We start from the raw sequence: 14,534 nt of genomic DNA on the forward strand, positions 1-14,534 counted from the left end.
CAACAGTGAACAACTGTCGGTCACATATGTAACGATTGTGTCCGAAATGCCTGTTAAGTCGGATGCTGCGGATACCTTGTGGACGGCTTGAACACCCGTCGTTGAACGGGACGATTGAGGGGTAGCGAAAGCAGTGATCACGGGGAACTCCGACAGCGGCCATGCCGCGAGGCGGGACCGCGGGAAGCGGTCGCTGCCTCGCATCGGCCTGCGGAACTGGCGCGTGAGATGGCGTCTGACGGCGCTCATCCTCGTGCCCACCATCGCCGGCGTCGTGCTCGGGGGAGCACGTGTGGTCGGCTCGGTCCAGAGCATCGGCGACTACGACCGCACGGCCACCGCGGCCGAGCAGGCCGGCCGGATCCGGGACCTGGTCCAGGCACTCGGTCTGGAGCGTGACACGGGGGGCTGGATCGGCGCCTATCCCAAGTTGCGCAAGTCCAAGGCCGGCGAGCTCGGCGAGTACAAGGCCGCGGTCGACAAGCTGGTCACCAGCGTCCGCGCGGACCTCGACACCATGGACGAGTCCTACGGCGAACGCGTCGTCAAGGCCGCCGGCCAGGCCAAGTACGACCTCAACCGGCTGGCCAAGATCCGCGCCGAGGGCCAGGCCGACACCATCCGGTACGACTTCCTGACCGACACCCTGCTCAAGCTGCACGACGAGCTCTCGCTGCTGTCGGACGACTCCCAGATCATCGGCCACTTCCGCGCCCTGAGCGCGCTCGCGCAGGCCAAGGAGGAGATGTCCCGCCAGCGCGTGCAGCTGCTGAAGAACTCCTACAACGTCGAGCGCGTCGACGCCAAGGAGGTCGAGCGGTTCATCGCCTCCAACGCCCGTGAGCAGAGCGACATCACCACCGTGGGCGCCGAGGCCGGCGTCGAGATCGGCCTGCAGCTGTCCAAGCTGCTGACCGGCAAGAACGAGTACGTCAACGTCCAGCTCACCAAGGCCCGCGCGGTCACCCTGGCCAGCGGCCGGGCGCCGGGCGTGCGGATCGCCGACAACCTGATCTCCTCCCGGTCCAACGCCCGCGAGCAGTGGTTCAACGACAACAAGGTCGCGATCGGCGTCCTGCACGAGATCGAGAAGGACCTCGCCGACAAGGTGAACCTGCGCAGCCAGGAGCTGCGCGAGTCCGAGATCCGCAACGCCATCATCGCCGGCGTGCTGATCCTGGCGCTGCTGCTGATCGTGCTGCTGCTCACCGTGGCCATCGCCCGTTCGATGGTCGGCCCGCTGCGCCGGCTGCGCACGGAGGCCCTGGAGATCGCCGGCTTCCGGCTCCCCGACGTGGTCCGCCAGCTCCGCGTCTCGGGCGAGGCCAGCACCGAGGTGCGCCCGATCGAGGTCGAGGGCCAGGACGAGATCGGCGAGGTCGCGCGGGCCTTCGACCAGGTCCACCGCCAGGCCGTGCGCCTGGCCGGCGAGGAGGCCGAGCTCCGCAGCAACATCAGCTCGATGTTCGTCAACCTCTCGCGCCGCACCCAGACGCTGGTCGAGCGGCAGATCTCGCTGATCGACGGCCTGGAGAAGGGCGAGCAGGACGGCGGCCGGCTGGCCGACCTGTTCAAGCTCGACCACCTGGCCACCCGCATGCGCCGCAACTCCGAGAACCTGCTGGTCCTCGCCGGCCACGAGGCCACCCGCCGGCGCAGCCAGCCGGCCAAGCTGGTCGACGTCGTGCGCGCCGCGCTGTCGGAGGTCGAGGGTTACGAGCGCGTCCAGGTCAAGGTCCACCGGGCCACGTCCGTGCAGGGCAGCGCCGCCAACGACCTCGTCCACCTGGTGGCCGAGCTGGTCGAGAACGCCATCCAGTTCTCCCCGAGCAACTCCCAGGTCCTGGTCTCCAGCAGCCTCATCGAGGGCGGCGGCGCGCTGCTGTCGGTGAGCGACTCCGGCATCAGCATGACCGAGGAGGAGCTGGCCGAGGCCAACCGCCGCCTGGCCGAGCCGCCGGTCGTGGACGTGTCGGTCTCCCGCCGCATGGGCCTGTTCGTGGTCGGCCGGCTGGCGCTGCGCCACGGCATCCGGGTGCAGCTGCGCAAGGGCGAGGGCGCCGGCCTGATCGCCATGGTGCTGCTGCCGCCCACGCTGATCGCCGACAACATGCAGCAGCCGCTGCCGCAACGCCCGGCGTTCGGCGGCGGCACCGTGCCGCCGCCGACGCCGAACGGCTCGTTCCGGTCGTTCGGCAGCTTCGACTCGGTCGAGGCGAACGGGGCCAGGCCGGCTCCGGGCGACCCGGCCAGGTTCGGCACCGGACCCTCGGCGCCCTCGGCGCCCTCGGGTGCCTTCGACAGCGCCCCCGCCGGGCCGCCGTCCTTCGACAACCCGCCACCGCCACCGCCACCGCCGGCGCCCAGGCACGGGCTCGGGGCGTTCAACTCCGACCCGGGCCGTCCGGTCAACGGTTTCACGGCCGACACCGACGGCGGTTCCTACCGGCGGCAGCCGTCCTCGTTCGACTCCGGGGGCTACCCGTCGCTGTCGTCGGGCACCGGCTCGTTCCCGTCGTACCCGGCGAGCGGCGGGACGTTCCCGACGCCGCCGCCGTACGCGACGAACTACGGGACGAACGACGTACGCCGTCCCGATCCGGCGCCCTCGGTGGACGTCTCGCCGATGGAGCCGGAGCAGGAGGAGTTTCTGCCGATCTTCGCGTCGGTGGAGTCCGCGTGGTTCCGCAGGCCGCCGGGGGAGTCGGCGCCCGAGGCGCCCTCGTCCGGTGAGAACGGCGGTGAGGCGAGGCCCGCGCAAGCCGTACCCTCTGGGGAGGAAGCGTGGCAGACGGCCGCGGACGCCGGTTGGCGTGCGGCGGCCAAAGCCAGCGAGCCCAGCCTCGGCGGCGTGACCGCCGCGGGGCTCCCCAAGCGCACCCCCAAGGCCAATCTGGTCCCCGGCACGGCCAGCCAGCCCGCTCAGCAGCAGGCTCAGCAGTCGCCGCCGCCGGCGCCACCGGTCTCAGCAGACCGGATGCGCAGCCGCATGGCCAGCTACCAGAAGGGTGTGCAACGGGGCCGCCAGGAAGTACGTGGACAGGAGGAACAGAGTGAGTAAGCGTCCCGCTGGGGAGGATGCGTGACAACGCTGAGCCATGAGGCCAACCGCTTCGACTGGCTGATCACCGACTTCGTGCGCAACACTCCGGGGGTCGCGCACGCCGTGGTCGTCTCGGCGGACGGCCTGTGCCTGGCCGCCTCCGAGGGTTTCCCGCCGGACCGGGCCGACCAGCTCGCGGCGGTCTCCGCCGGTCTGCTGAGCCTGACGGTGGGCGCGTCCAGGGTGTTCGAGGGTGGCGCGGTGTCGCAGACCGTCGTCGAGATGCAGCGCGGGCTGCTCCTGGTCATGGCGATCAGCGACGGCTCCGTGCTCACGGTGCTGGCGGGTCCTGATTGTGACATGGGGCTGGTGGCGTACCAGATGACGCTGCTGGTAGACAGAGCGGGACAGGCGCTCACGCCGGCCCTGCGCGCGGAGCTCCAGGCCGCCAGGACCCGGTGATGTGATGGAACTGATGGGAGAGGGCCGTGTACGGCAGTGACGGGACCGGGGACGACGAGCCCCTGTTCCGTCCTTACGCGGTGACCGGCGGCCGTTCCGAGCCGCGGTATCACCTCGCGATGGAGACGCTGATCTCGTCGATGTCGATCCCGGACGACGAGATGGCCATGCTCACCCCCGAGCAGGAGGCCATCATGCAGCTCTGCAGGACGTTCCGGTCGGTCGCCGAGATCTCGGCCCTGCTCCGCGTCCCGCTGGGCGTGGCGAGGGTGCTTGTGGCGGACATGTCAGACGAAGGTCTCGTCCGCCTGCACCAGCCGCGCCTCAGCCAGGGACAGCCAGACCTCAACATGCTCGAAAGGGTGCTCAGTGGACTTCGCAGGCTCTAGCCCCGGGCTCACTTCGACGAAGATCGTCGTCGCTGGTGGGTTCGGCGTCGGCAAGACGACGTTCGTGGGGGCGGTGTCCGAGATCCTCCCGCTCACCACGGAAGCGGTGATGACCGACGCGTCCGCGGGCATCGACGACCTCGGGTTGACGCCGAACAAGCAGACCACGACCGTCGCCATGGACTTCGGCCGGCTCTCGCTCGACCGCGACCTGATCCTGTACCTGTTCGGCACGCCCGGACAGCACCGGTTCTGGTTCATGTGGGACGACCTGGTCCGCGGCGCCATCGGCGCGGTCGTGCTGCTCGACACCCGCCGCCTGGCCGACAGCTTCCCCGCGATCGACTACTTCGAAGAGGCCAAGCTGCCGTTCGTGGTGGGCATCAACGGCTGGGACGGGCAGTTCCCGCACACCGACGACGAGGTGCGCGAGGCGCTCGCGCTGGGCTCGCACGTGCCGATCGTGCGCACCGACGCGCGCAACCGCGAGTCGGTCAAGACGACGCTGATCTCGCTGGTCGAGCACGTCGTACGGCTGCGCGCGGCCCCCGTCCGCTAGCCGCCGACCGCCCACGGGACGCTCTCCAGCGAGTTGAGCACGGGCACCAGCGCCCGCTCCTCATAGTCGAAGTGGCTCTCCAGCTCGGCGGCGACGCGTTCGATCGTCGCCGGGTCGCTCGCCGCGCGCAGCTCCTCGACCAGCGCCGCGATCACCTCGTGCTCGCGGCGCAGCCGGTCGAGCGCCTCCTTCAGCTCCGGGCGCGTGCCCTCCAGGTACGGGAACGCCACCCGGTCCTCGCCGGAGTGGTGGAAGCTCAGCGCGTCGCAGAAGGTCAGGCAGTGTGCCCGCAGGTCGTCGGTGACCGCCCCGCCGGCGCGCAGTGCCGCCAGCTCGCCCCTGAACCAGTCGTGCACCTTGACCAGCTCGTCCCCGAAGGCCCGCACCCGCTCGTCCATGTCACTATCCTTTGCCCAGACGACGACAAATTAGCTTTGTGAACAAAGCTAATTTAGACAGCAAGGTATTGGCGATGTCAACCGACGGCTTGAGCGTGGACGAAGGCATCAGGACGCTGCTGCTCCTGATGCCGCGCATGGTGGGCCGGGCCAAGCGGCTCAAGGTGCCCGAGGCGCTGCAGTCGTTGTCGCTGGCTCCCCGGCACCTGTCGTTGCTGGCCTACCTGCTGTTCGACGGCCCGACGACGGTCAACGAGCTGGCCGGGCGCCTGGAGGTGGCGCCGGCCACGGTGAGCCTGATGGTGGGCGAGCTGAGCAGGAAGGGCGTGCTGGAACGTCGCGAGGACGACGCCGACCGGCGCCGCACGATCGTCAGCATCGCCCCGGCCCACCAGGAGGCGATCACCGAATGGCTCGGCTACGGCGCCACGGCCTGGCGGGCCGCGCTCGCTCCGCTGACGCCGCAGGAGCGGCAGACGTTCGTGCGCACCCTGCTGGCCTACGAGCAGGCGCTGTCAGCCCGCTGACCGGCTGTTGACCAGCACCTCGACGCCGTCGAGCACGCGCTGGAGGCCGAACTCGAAGGCGTGCTCCGGGCTGTAGGCGGCCTGCAGCGCCTCCCCGGCGGCCTGGCCGACGCGCGAGGCCGTGGGGAACATGGCGGGGTCGGAGATCCGGCTGAGGAAGGGCGCGTGCGCGGCCCACCACTGCATGTCCGTCATGCCGGTCAGGCTCTCGGCCTGGGCCGCCTCCACCGCGCCCCTGGCGGTGCCGTGCACGAAGCCGGTGACCAGCGTGATCACCGAGTCCATCTCCAGGTCGGTCAGGCCGATGCCGTCGACGGCGCGCAGCTCGTAGTCGTACTTGGCGGTGACGTTGGGGCCGAGGACCGGGCGGCTCGACGCCACCTGGAGCAGCCATGGGTGGCGCAGGTAGAGGGCGAAGTTCTCGCGGGCGATCAGCTCCAGCCGGGCCCGCCAGCCGCCCGGCACGTCCTCGGGGCGGGCGGTCTCGCCGTAGACGGTGTCGAGCATGACGTCGAGCAGCTCGGGTTTGCCCGGCACGTACGTGTAGAGCGACATCGTGCCCACGCCCAGCTTCTCCGCCACCCGGCGCATGGACAGCGCCGCCAGCCCCTCGGCGTCGGCCACGTCGATGGCGGCGCGGACGACGCGCTCGACGCTCAGCTCCGGCTTGCCCTTGCGGCTGGCCCGTTCGCTCGTCCGCCACAGCAGCGCGAGGCTGCGGGCCGGGTCGCCTTTACCCGGGTACTCAACAGTCACCCTCGTACGGTACACCGTACGGTTGCACGCGTCGATCGTATGTTGTACGGTACACCGTACGATTCGACAGGGAGGTGGCCATGTCCGCAGTGCTCGCCCAGGGCCTGCGCAAGACGTACGGCTCCAAGACGGCGCTGGACGGCATCGATCTCGACGTGCCCGCGGGCACCGTCTACGGCCTGCTCGGGCCCAACGGCGCCGGGAAGACCACCGCCGTCCGCATCCTCACCACGCTCCTCCGTCCCTCGGCCGGCCGGGCGGAGGTGGCCGGGTTCGACGTGACGGCCGAGCCCCGCCGGGTCCGCGCCGCCATCGGCCTGGTCGGCCAGCAGACGGCCGTGGACGAGATCCTGACCGGCAGGCAGAACCTGGAGCTGTTCGGCCGCCTCTACCACCTGAGCGCGTCGGCCGCCCGCGCCCGGGCCGCCGAGCTGCTGGAGCGCTTCGGCCTGACCGGGCACGACGGCCCGGCCAAGGAGCTGTCCGGCGGCCTGCGCCGCCGGCTCGACCTGGCCGCGAGCATGATCCTGGCGCCGCCCGTGCTCTTCCTCGACGAGCCCACCACCGGTCTCGACCCGCGCAGCCGCGCCGGGATCTGGAACGCGGTGCGCGAGCTGGTCGCGGGCGGCACGACCGTGCTGCTGACCACCCAGTACCTGGAGGAGGCCGACCAGCTCGCCGACCGCGTCGCGGTGATCGACTCCGGCCGGCTGGTGGCCGAGGGCACGCCGGAGGAGCTGAAGTCCAAGCTCGGCGGCGACCGGCTCGACGTGGTGATCAACGACCCGGCGCGGCTCGACGAGGCGGCAGCGATCCTCTCGGGGGCGTCGGCGGGCCCCGCCGAGATCGACCGGGACACCCGGCACGTCAGCGCCCCGGTGGCCGACCGCGTGAGCGCGCTCACCCGGGTCCTGCCCGCGCTCTCGGCGGCCGGCATCGAGGCCGCGGACGTCGCGCTGCGCCGTCCGACCCTCGACGAGGTCTTCCTGAACCTGACGACCGCGGGAGGCGATCGATGACCGCACTCAGATGGGCGCTGGCCGACGGCTGGACCGTCACCCGCCGCGACCTGATCCACTGGGCCAACCAGCCCATGACGGTGGTCTTCGGGGTGCTCTTCCCCGTGGTGATCACCCTGGCCTTCGGCTACCTGTTCGGCGGCGCGGTCGAGGTGCCCGCGGGGGCCGACTACTTCGCCTTCCTGATGCCCGGCATGTACGGCATGACGATGCTCTTCGGCCTGAGCTCCACCATGATCGCCGTGTCCTCGGACGTCTCCAAGGGCGTCACGGACCGTTTCCGGTCGATGCCCATGGCGCCCTCGGCCGTGCTGATCGGGCGGGCCGTGGCCGACCTGCTCAACTCGGTCCTGATCCTGGGCGGGCTGCTGCTGTGCGGCCTGGCGGTGGGCTGGCGGCCCGCGTCGGCCGGGGGCGCGCTGGGTGCGATCGGCCTGCTGCTGCTCCTGCGCTTCGCCCTGCTGTGGGCGGGCATGTACCTCGGCCTGCTCACCCGCGAGCCGGGCGCGGTGGTCGCGATCCAGACGCTGGAGTTCCCGATCGGGTTCCTGTCCAACGCCTTCGTCGCGCCCGGCACCATGCCCGGCTGGCTGGGCGCGATCTCGGAGTGGAACCCGCTCTCCTCCACGGTCGCCGCCGCCAGGCAGCTGTTCGGCAACCCGGGCTGGGGCGGCGACTCGTGGGTGGCCCAGCACGCCGTGCCGATGGCGGTGCTGTGGCCGGTGGCGATCACCGTCGTCTTCTTCGTGCTGTCCGTCCGCCTGTACCAGCGCCTGGACCGGTGAGACCGGCTCAGGCGTGGCGGTGGAAGGCCGTGGTGTCGGGGGCGAGGGGGGTGTTGCCGAGGATCAGGTCGGCGGACTTCTCGGCGAGCATCATGACCGGGGCGTAGATGTTGCCGTTGGTGACGTACGGCATGGCGGAGGCGTCCACGACGCGCAGGCCGTCCAGGCCGTGCACGCGCATGGTGCCGGGGTCGACCACGGCCAGGTCGTCCACGCCCATCTTGCAGGTGCACGACGGGTGCAGGGCGGTCTCGCCGTCCTTGGCCACCCAGGCCAGGATCTCCTCGTCGGTCCGTACGTCCGGGCCGGGGGAGATCTCGCCGCCGTCCAGGCCGGCCCAGGCGGGCTGGGACAGAATGGCGCGGGCGTGCCTGACGGCCTCCACCCACTCGCGGCGGTCCTGCTCGGTCGAGAGGTAGTTGAAGCGCAGCGCGGGCTTGTCGCGCGGGTCGGCCGACCGGATCCGCACCGAGCCGCGGGCGTCGGAGTACATCGGGCCGATGTGCACCTGGTAGCCGTGGCCGCCGGCCGGGGCCGAGCCGTCGTAGCGCACGGCGATCGGCAGGAAGTGGAACATCAGGTTCGGGTACGCGACGTCGTCGTTCGAGCGGATGAACCCGCCCGCCTCGAAGTGGTTCGTGGCGCCGGGGCCGCGCCGCAGGAACAGCCAGTCGGCGCCGATGAACGGCCGCCGCCACATCGCCAGCGACGGCTGCTGCGAGACCGGTTGCGTGCAGGCGTGCTGGACGTAGACCTCCAGGTGGTCCTGGAGGTTCTCGCCGACGCCCGGCAGGTCGTGGACCACCTGGACACCCACGGACTCCAGGAGCGCCTTCGGCCCGACCCCGGAGAGCTGGAGGAGCTGCGGGGTGTTGATCGCCCCGCCGCACAGCACGACCTCGCGCGCCTCGATGCGCTCGCCGCCGCACTGGACGCCCACCGCCCGCGTCCCCTCGAAGAGCACCTTCTCCACGTGGGCCCGCGTCCTGACCGTGAGGTTGGGACGGCGGCGCACCGGATGCAGGTAGGCGCGGGCCGCGCTGAGCCGGCGGCCCCGGTGGACGTTGCGGTCGAAGGCGGCGAAGCCTTCCTGGCGGTAGCCGTTCACGTCGTCGGTGAGCGGATGGCCGGCCTGCTGGACGGCCTCGAAGAACGCCTCGAACAGCGGGCCGCGGGCCGGGCCGCGCTCCAGCTTCAGCGGGCCGTCGCCGCCCCGGAAGGGCGAGCCGGGGTCGGCCAGGCAGTTCTCCATGCGCCTGAAGTAGGGCAGGCAGTGGGCGTAGTCCCAGCTCTCCATGCCGGGATCGGCGGCCCAGCGCTCGTAGTCGAGCGGGTTGCCGCGCTGGAAGATCATCCCGTTGATGCTGCTGGAGCCGCCCAGGACCTTGCCGCGCGCGTGGTAGATGCGCCGGCCGTTCATGTGCGGCTCCGGCTCGGACTCGTACTTCCAGTCGTAGAACCGGCTGCCGATGGGGAACATCAGCGCGGCCGGCATGTGGATGAAGACGTCCCAGAGGTAGTCCGGCCGGCCCGCCTCCAGCACCAGCACGGACACCGACGGGTCGGCGCTCAGCCGGTTGGCCAGGGCGCAGCCGGCCGAGCCGCCGCCCACGATGACGAAGTCGAAGCTCAACGCGGGATCCAGTCCTTCCACACGATCTTGTTCTCCTCCACCCACTGCCGGGCGGCCTGCTCGGCGGACTTCTTCCCGTTGATCATCTCGGCGGCCACGGCGTTCTGGTGGTCGTTGGTCCAGGTGAAGTTGCGCACCAGCTCGTACGCCTTCCCGCCGCGCTCGGCGAACCGCCTGCTGACGATCTTGTCCAGCAGGTACGGCGGGTAGTCGCAGGCGACCTTGGCGGGCACGTCGTCGCACCCGACCGCGTACGGGGGCAGGTTGACCTTGACCAGTTTGACCTTGGTGAACAGCCATTGCGGCTCGTAGAAATACATGAGCAGGGGCGTGCGAGTGCGGGCCGCCGACTGGGCGGCCTTGATCAGCGCGTCCTCGCTGCCGGAGTAGACGACCTTGTAATCGAGGCCGAGGTTCTTGATGAGAACCTCGTCGTTGGTGACGAATGTCGGGTCCCCGTCGAGCACCTGACCCAAATTCCCGGTTTTGGAGGTCCGGAATAGGTGCGCGTACTTGTTCAGGTTCCGGTAGTCGGTTATGTCGGGATATTTCTTGGCCATCCACTCGGGGACGTACCAACCGATCACGCCTTTGTTACCGGTGAGGCCGGCCGACAGCGCCACCTTCTTCTGCTCGATGTACTCCTTCTTCAGGTCGTTGTGTCCCCAGTTCTCGACGATCACGTCGACCTTGCCGGATTCGAAATCGCGCCAGGAATCGCTCTCGTTGTTCTTGCGCGTGTTGACCTTGTAGCCCAGCTCGTGTTCGAGCAGGTAGGCCAGCACGGCGGCCTGGGCCTCGTACCCGACCCAGGCGTGCACGTCGATGTTGACCGTGCCCTTGGCCGCGACCCCGGTCTCGGGGGCGCCGCCGGAGCAGGACGTCAGGAGCAGGGCCGCGAGCAGCGGCCCGGCCAGCTTCTTGGTTCGCATGAGAGGTCTCCGCGACCGCGTCTTCGCCGGCCCAGCCGGCGGGCGGCCGGCGAAGACGCGGTCAAGAGGGGTCACTTGGGGAGCCAGGCCTGCCACTTGGCGGTGTTGGCCTCGACCCACTTCTTGGCGGCCTGCTCGCCGGTCAGGCCGTTGTTGGTCATGTCGTTGGCGACCGCGTTCTGGTCCTCGTTGGTCCAGCTGAAGTTCTTGACCAGCTCGTACGCCTTGCCGCCGGTGTCGGCGAACTTCTTGCTGACGATCTTGTCGAGATCGAGCTCGGCGTAGTCGCAGGCGACCTTCTTGGCGTCGGCGTCGCAGCCCTCGGTGTACGGGGGGAGGTTCACCCGGGTCAGCTCGACCTTGTCGAACAGCCAGTGGGGCGTCCAGAAGTAGAACAGCAGCGCCTTCTTCTGCGCCTGCGCCTGCTCGGCCGCCTTGAGCAGGGCCGCCTCGCTGCCGCCGGTCACCACCTTGAAGTTCAGCTTCAGGTTCTTGACCAGGGCCTCGTCGTTGGTGACGTAGCTGGGGTCGCCGTCGAGGAGCTGGCCCTTGCCGCCGGACTCCGACGTCTTGAACAGGTCGGCGTACTTGTTCAGGTTCTTGTAGTCGGTGATGTCCGGGTACTTGTCGGCCATCCACTTGGGCACGTACCAGCCGATGACGCCCTTGTTGCCGGTGGAGCCCGCCGCGAGCGCGACCTTCTTCTCGTCGATGAACTTCTTCTTCAGGTCCGGATGACCCCAGTTCTCGATGATGACGTCCACGTCGCCCGTCTCGAAGCCCTCCCAGGCGACCTGCTCCTTGATCTCGGGCAGTTGCACGTCGTACTTGAGCTCGTTCTTGAGCAGGTAGGCGACGACGTTCGCGCTGGCCTCGTAGCCGACCCACGGGTTGATCGCGATCTTGACGGTGCCCGTCGTCGCCGCGCCGGAGGCGGCGCCGGCCGACGGGGCGGCGGAGCTGGGGGAGGTCTCCACCTTGGCGCCACCGCCGCAACCCACGGCGGTGAGGCCGACAACGAGCAGGCCTGCGAGCAGGCGAATCTTCATGTGCGCTTCCTCTTTCGGGGGGAAGGGCGCCTGTCGGCGCCCTGCGTGATGCGGTCGAGCATGACTCCGAGCAGGACGGTCGCGATGCCCGCCACGAAGCCCATGCCGAAATCCGTGCGCTGGGAGAAGCCGACGACCACGTCGTAGCCGAGCGCGCCCGCCCCGACCAGGCCGCCGACGACGACCATGGCCAGCGTCATCACGATGCCCTGGTTGGCGGCGAGCAGGATGGCCCGCCGCGCCATCGGGAGCTGCACCTTCCACAGGAGCTGGCCCGGGGTCGAGCCGGCCGACGCGGCCGCCTCGACGACCGTGCCGGGCACCCCTCTGATGCCGTCCTCGACCAGGCGCACCACGGGCGGCACCGCGTAGATGACCGAGGCGAAGATCGCGGTGAACCGGGTCGTCTCGAACAGGGCCAGCGCCGGCAGCAGGTAGACGAACGCGGGCATGGTCTGGGCGGCGTCCAGCAGCGGGCGCTGGACGGCCGAGTAACGCGGCGAGCGGGCCGCGGCCACCCCCAGCACCAGGCCGACGACCAGGGTGACGAGCACCGCCACCGCGACCGTGGTCATCGTCTGCATGGCGTGCTCCCACACGCCGAGCAGCGCGATCGCCAGCAGGCAGCCGAGCGCGGTCAGCGCCGGGCGTACCCCGCTCACCCGCCAGGCCAGGGCCAGCACCGCGAGGGCGACCAGCCACCACGGGGCGGAGGTGAGCAGGCCCTCCAGCGGGTTGAGCAGGAAGGCCGAGGTCAGATCCTTGACGAACGTCGTGACCGGGTACCAGGTCGTCTCCGCCCAGCGGACGGCGTCGTTCACCGCGCCGGCGAAGGTGACCGTCAGGCCGTCGGGCCAGCCGGCCGGCAGCGCGAGCCCGGCCGCCACTCCCGCGCCCGCCAGCGCCGCCGCGACCACCAGGTCCGGCCGGCCGAGCGCCGCGTGTGCCTCGCGGCGGGCCACCGACATGAGCATGCGGTCGAGCACGACGGCCATGACCACGATGGCCAGGCCCGCCGGGAGCATGATGCCGACCTGGGCCCGCGACAGGCCGCGGATGATGTCGCCGCCGAGGCCGGGGGCCGAGATCAGGTTGGCGATCACGACCATGGACAGCGCCATCATGATGGTCTGGTTCACCGCCAGCGCCATCGTCGGGCGGGCCAGCGGCAGGTGCACCTTGAACAGCGTCTGACGGCGGGTCGCGCCGAGCGACGCCGACGCCTCGACCGCCGTGGCGGAGACCCCCTCGACGGCCAGCGCCGTGATCCGGATCGCGGGCGGGATCGAGTAGATCATCGTCGCGATCGCCCCGGCCGGGGCGCCGATGTGGAAGAACAGCACGAGCGGCGCCAGGTAGGCGAACGTCGGCATGATCTGCATGACGTCGAGCACCGGCGTCAGCACCCGGCGCACCCGTGCCGACAGCCCGGCCCAGACGCCGAGCGGCACGCCGACCGCCAGCGACAGCAGCACCGAGGCCGCGACCAGCGCCAGCGTGTCCACGCTCGACTGCCACAGGCCGAGCACCCCGAACGCGCCCACGCCCGCCGCCGCGAGCAGCGCGATGCGCCAGCCGCCCGCGAGCCAGGCCAGCGCGGCCAGGACGCCGATGAGACCGGGCCAGTTCAGCGCGGTGAGCACGGCCTGGAAGAAGGTGTAGACGCCGTCGACGAACAGCCGGACGTAGTTGAGGAAGTACAGGAAGAGCGGGCTCTCGTTGCGGTGGTCGTCGATCCATTCACGCAGCTCGGTGACCGCCAGGAACTGCGGCGCCTCCTTGTCGTGCGGCAACGTGCCGGTGCCGCGGAAGACCAGGTACGCCACGGCGAACAGGATTGCGACCCCGGCGGGACCGGCCCATCTGGGGATCTTGAGCCTGGTGGGGGCGCTGACCGCGGTGGTGCTCACGCGCCTGCCCTTACCGCGGCGTCCGCGCCGGCGAGGAAGGACAGCAGGTCCACGCGGTCCACGACGCCGGTCAGCTCGTCGCCGTCCATCACCCGGATCGGGCGGGAGGAGGCCGAGGCCGCGGCGATGGCGTCCTTGACCAGGGTGGTGGCGGGGAGCTGGGGGCCGTCCAGCGGCTCGCCGGGCTCGGGCGCGCGGCGGATCCAGCGCAGCGTCAGCACATGGCTGCGCGGCACGTCGCGGACGAAGTCGGCCACGTAGTCGTCGGCCGGCGCGCCCACCAGCTCCTCGGCCGTGCCGAGCTGCACGATCGAGCCGGCCCGCATGATGGCGATGCGCTCGCCCAGCTTGAGCGCCTCGGACAGGTCGTGGGTGATGAACACCATCGTCTTGCCGACCTCGCGGTGGAGCCGGATCACCTCGGTCTGCATGTCGCGCCGGATCAGCGGGTCGAGCGCGCTGAACGGCTCGTCGAACAGCATGACCTGGGGATCGACGGCCAGCGCGCGGGCCAGGCCGACGCGTTGCTGCATGCCGCCGGAGAGCTGGTCGGGGTAGGAGCCGGCGTACTCGTCGAGGCCGACGAGGGTGAGGATCTCGGCGGCCCGCGCGTGCCTTTCGGCCCTGGGGGTGCCCTGGATCTCCAGGCCGTAGGCGACGTTGTCGATGACCTTGCGGTGCGGCAGCAGGCCGAAGTGCTGGAAGACCATGCTGACCCGGTGGCGGCGCAGCTCGCGCAGCTTGGCGGGGGAGGCGCGGCCGACGTCCTCGCCGCCGATGCTGATGCGGCCGGCGGTGGGCTCGACGAGCCTGGTCAGGCAGCGTACGAGGGTGGACTTGCCGCTTCCCGACAGGCCCATGACGACGAAGACCTCGCCGGGGCGCACCTCGAAGCTCACGTCACGGACGGCGGCGGTGCAACCGGTCTTCTCTCGCAGAGCGGCGGGGTCGAGGTGTCTGTCCTCGCTGTCCAGCACCTTTTGCGCCCTGGATCCGAAGATCTTCCAAAGCCCTTCGACGCTGATAGCCGCGCTGTCGGGAGAATCCCGCACCCTCGCCTCCTCGATTGCCG

The 14,534-nt window shown here is 70.5% G+C and carries 14 protein-coding genes; 7 read left to right on the forward strand and 7 right to left on the reverse strand.

Features of this window, described 5'->3' with window-relative positions; all coding sequences use genetic code 11:
• The first annotated feature begins 223 nt into the window (after positions 1–223).
• Genes ABZ459_RS17005 through ABZ459_RS17020 form a run of 4 tightly spaced genes read left to right on the forward strand, consistent with a single transcriptional unit; the run spans position 224 to position 4,453 of the window.
• Complete coding sequence (locus ABZ459_RS17005) at positions 224–3,061, forward strand: nitrate- and nitrite sensing domain-containing protein (RefSeq protein WP_357971167.1); 2,838 nt, start codon at positions 224–226, stop codon at positions 3,059–3,061.
• 21 nt (positions 3,062–3,082) lie between these two features.
• Positions 3,083–3,505, forward strand: a complete 423-nt coding sequence (locus tag ABZ459_RS17010; protein ID WP_357971168.1) for a roadblock/LC7 domain-containing protein — start codon at positions 3,083–3,085, stop codon at positions 3,503–3,505.
• A gap of 26 nt (positions 3,506–3,531) precedes the next feature.
• Positions 3,532–3,894 (forward strand): DUF742 domain-containing protein, encoded by a 363-nt coding sequence (locus ABZ459_RS17015; RefSeq protein ID WP_125631446.1) that lies wholly within the window; start codon positions 3,532–3,534, stop codon positions 3,892–3,894.
• A complete protein-coding gene (locus ABZ459_RS17020; RefSeq protein WP_352321413.1) occupies positions 3,875–4,453 on the forward strand; it encodes an ATP/GTP-binding protein in 579 nt (192 codons plus the stop codon). The genes ABZ459_RS17015 and ABZ459_RS17020 overlap by 20 nt, the downstream gene beginning before the upstream one ends.
• Here ABZ459_RS17020 and ABZ459_RS17025 read toward each other — a convergent pair.
• Positions 4,450–4,851, reverse strand: coding sequence for a hemerythrin domain-containing protein (locus ABZ459_RS17025; protein ID WP_357971169.1), 402 nt, complete (start codon positions 4,849–4,851; stop codon positions 4,450–4,452). The two genes, ABZ459_RS17020 and ABZ459_RS17025, sit on opposite strands and share 4 nt — an antisense overlap.
• Before the next feature lie 74 nt (positions 4,852–4,925).
• Here ABZ459_RS17025 and ABZ459_RS17030 point away from each other — a divergent pair, with 74 nt between their 5' ends.
• On the forward strand, positions 4,926–5,378 hold the full coding sequence (locus ABZ459_RS17030; RefSeq protein WP_357971170.1) for a MarR family winged helix-turn-helix transcriptional regulator: 453 nt from the start codon (positions 4,926–4,928) through the stop codon (positions 5,376–5,378).
• On the opposite strand, the gene ABZ459_RS17035 is transcribed toward ABZ459_RS17030, so the two are convergent.
• Positions 5,367–6,134 (reverse strand): TetR/AcrR family transcriptional regulator C-terminal domain-containing protein, encoded by a 768-nt coding sequence (locus ABZ459_RS17035; protein WP_357971171.1) that lies wholly within the window; start codon positions 6,132–6,134, stop codon positions 5,367–5,369. The two genes, ABZ459_RS17030 and ABZ459_RS17035, sit on opposite strands and share 12 nt — an antisense overlap.
• A gap of 80 nt (positions 6,135–6,214) precedes the next feature.
• Between ABZ459_RS17035 and ABZ459_RS17040 the strand changes: the two genes are divergently transcribed.
• Positions 6,215–7,153, forward strand: a complete 939-nt coding sequence (locus ABZ459_RS17040) for an ATP-binding cassette domain-containing protein (RefSeq protein ID WP_357971172.1) — start codon at positions 6,215–6,217, stop codon at positions 7,151–7,153.
• On the forward strand, positions 7,150–7,938 hold the full coding sequence (locus ABZ459_RS17045; RefSeq protein ID WP_357971173.1) for an ABC transporter permease: 789 nt from the start codon (positions 7,150–7,152) through the stop codon (positions 7,936–7,938). The genes ABZ459_RS17040 and ABZ459_RS17045 overlap by 4 nt, the downstream gene beginning before the upstream one ends.
• A gap of 7 nt (positions 7,939–7,945) precedes the next feature.
• Here ABZ459_RS17045 and betA read toward each other — a convergent pair whose 3' ends face one another.
• The 5 genes from betA to ABZ459_RS17070 all read right to left on the reverse strand — a co-directional run bounded on the left by betA (position 7,946) and on the right by ABZ459_RS17070 (position 14,439).
• Positions 7,946–9,592 (reverse strand): choline dehydrogenase, encoded by a 1,647-nt coding sequence (betA, locus tag ABZ459_RS17050; RefSeq protein ID WP_357971174.1) that lies wholly within the window; start codon positions 9,590–9,592, stop codon positions 7,946–7,948.
• The gene (locus ABZ459_RS17055; protein WP_357971175.1) at positions 9,568–10,503 is read right to left on the reverse strand and encodes an ABC transporter substrate-binding protein; all 936 of its coding nucleotides are present in this window, start codon (positions 10,501–10,503) and stop codon (positions 9,568–9,570) included. The genes betA and ABZ459_RS17055 overlap by 25 nt, the downstream gene beginning before the upstream one ends.
• Positions 10,504–10,574: 71 nt before the next feature.
• The gene (locus tag ABZ459_RS17060) at positions 10,575–11,552 is read right to left on the reverse strand and encodes an ABC transporter substrate-binding protein (protein WP_357971176.1); all 978 of its coding nucleotides are present in this window, start codon (positions 11,550–11,552) and stop codon (positions 10,575–10,577) included.
• Complete coding sequence (locus ABZ459_RS17065) at positions 11,549–13,462, reverse strand: ABC transporter permease subunit (RefSeq protein WP_357971177.1); 1,914 nt, start codon at positions 13,460–13,462, stop codon at positions 11,549–11,551. The genes ABZ459_RS17060 and ABZ459_RS17065 overlap by 4 nt, the downstream gene beginning before the upstream one ends.
• Positions 13,459–14,439, reverse strand: a complete 981-nt coding sequence (locus tag ABZ459_RS17070; RefSeq protein ID WP_357971178.1) for a glycine betaine/L-proline ABC transporter ATP-binding protein — start codon at positions 14,437–14,439, stop codon at positions 13,459–13,461. Before ABZ459_RS17070 ends, ABZ459_RS17065 begins: the two co-directional genes overlap by 4 nt.
• Positions 14,440–14,534: the final 95 nt, after the last annotated feature.

It is taken from the genome of Nonomuraea sp. NPDC005692 (assembly GCF_040631115.1).
Classification (GTDB): domain Bacteria; phylum Actinomycetota; class Actinomycetes; order Streptosporangiales; family Streptosporangiaceae; genus Nonomuraea.

Coding starts and splice junctions, on each gene's coding strand:
- ABZ459_RS17025 (WP_357971169.1), bottom strand. CDS start 4,851: ATGGACGAGCGGGTGCGGGCCTTCGGGGACGAGCTGGTCAAGGTGCAC.
- ABZ459_RS17030 (WP_357971170.1), top strand. CDS start 4,926: ATGTCAACCGACGGCTTGAGCGTGGACGAAGGCATCAGGACGCTGCTG.
- ABZ459_RS17040 (WP_357971172.1), top strand. CDS start 6,215: ATGTCCGCAGTGCTCGCCCAGGGCCTGCGCAAGACGTACGGCTCCAAG.
- ABZ459_RS17045 (WP_357971173.1), top strand. CDS start 7,150: ATGACCGCACTCAGATGGGCGCTGGCCGACGGCTGGACCGTCACCCGC.
- ABZ459_RS17055 (WP_357971175.1), bottom strand. CDS start 10,503: ATGCGAACCAAGAAGCTGGCCGGGCCGCTGCTCGCGGCCCTGCTCCTG.
- ABZ459_RS17060 (WP_357971176.1), bottom strand. CDS start 11,552: ATGAAGATTCGCCTGCTCGCAGGCCTGCTCGTTGTCGGCCTCACCGCC.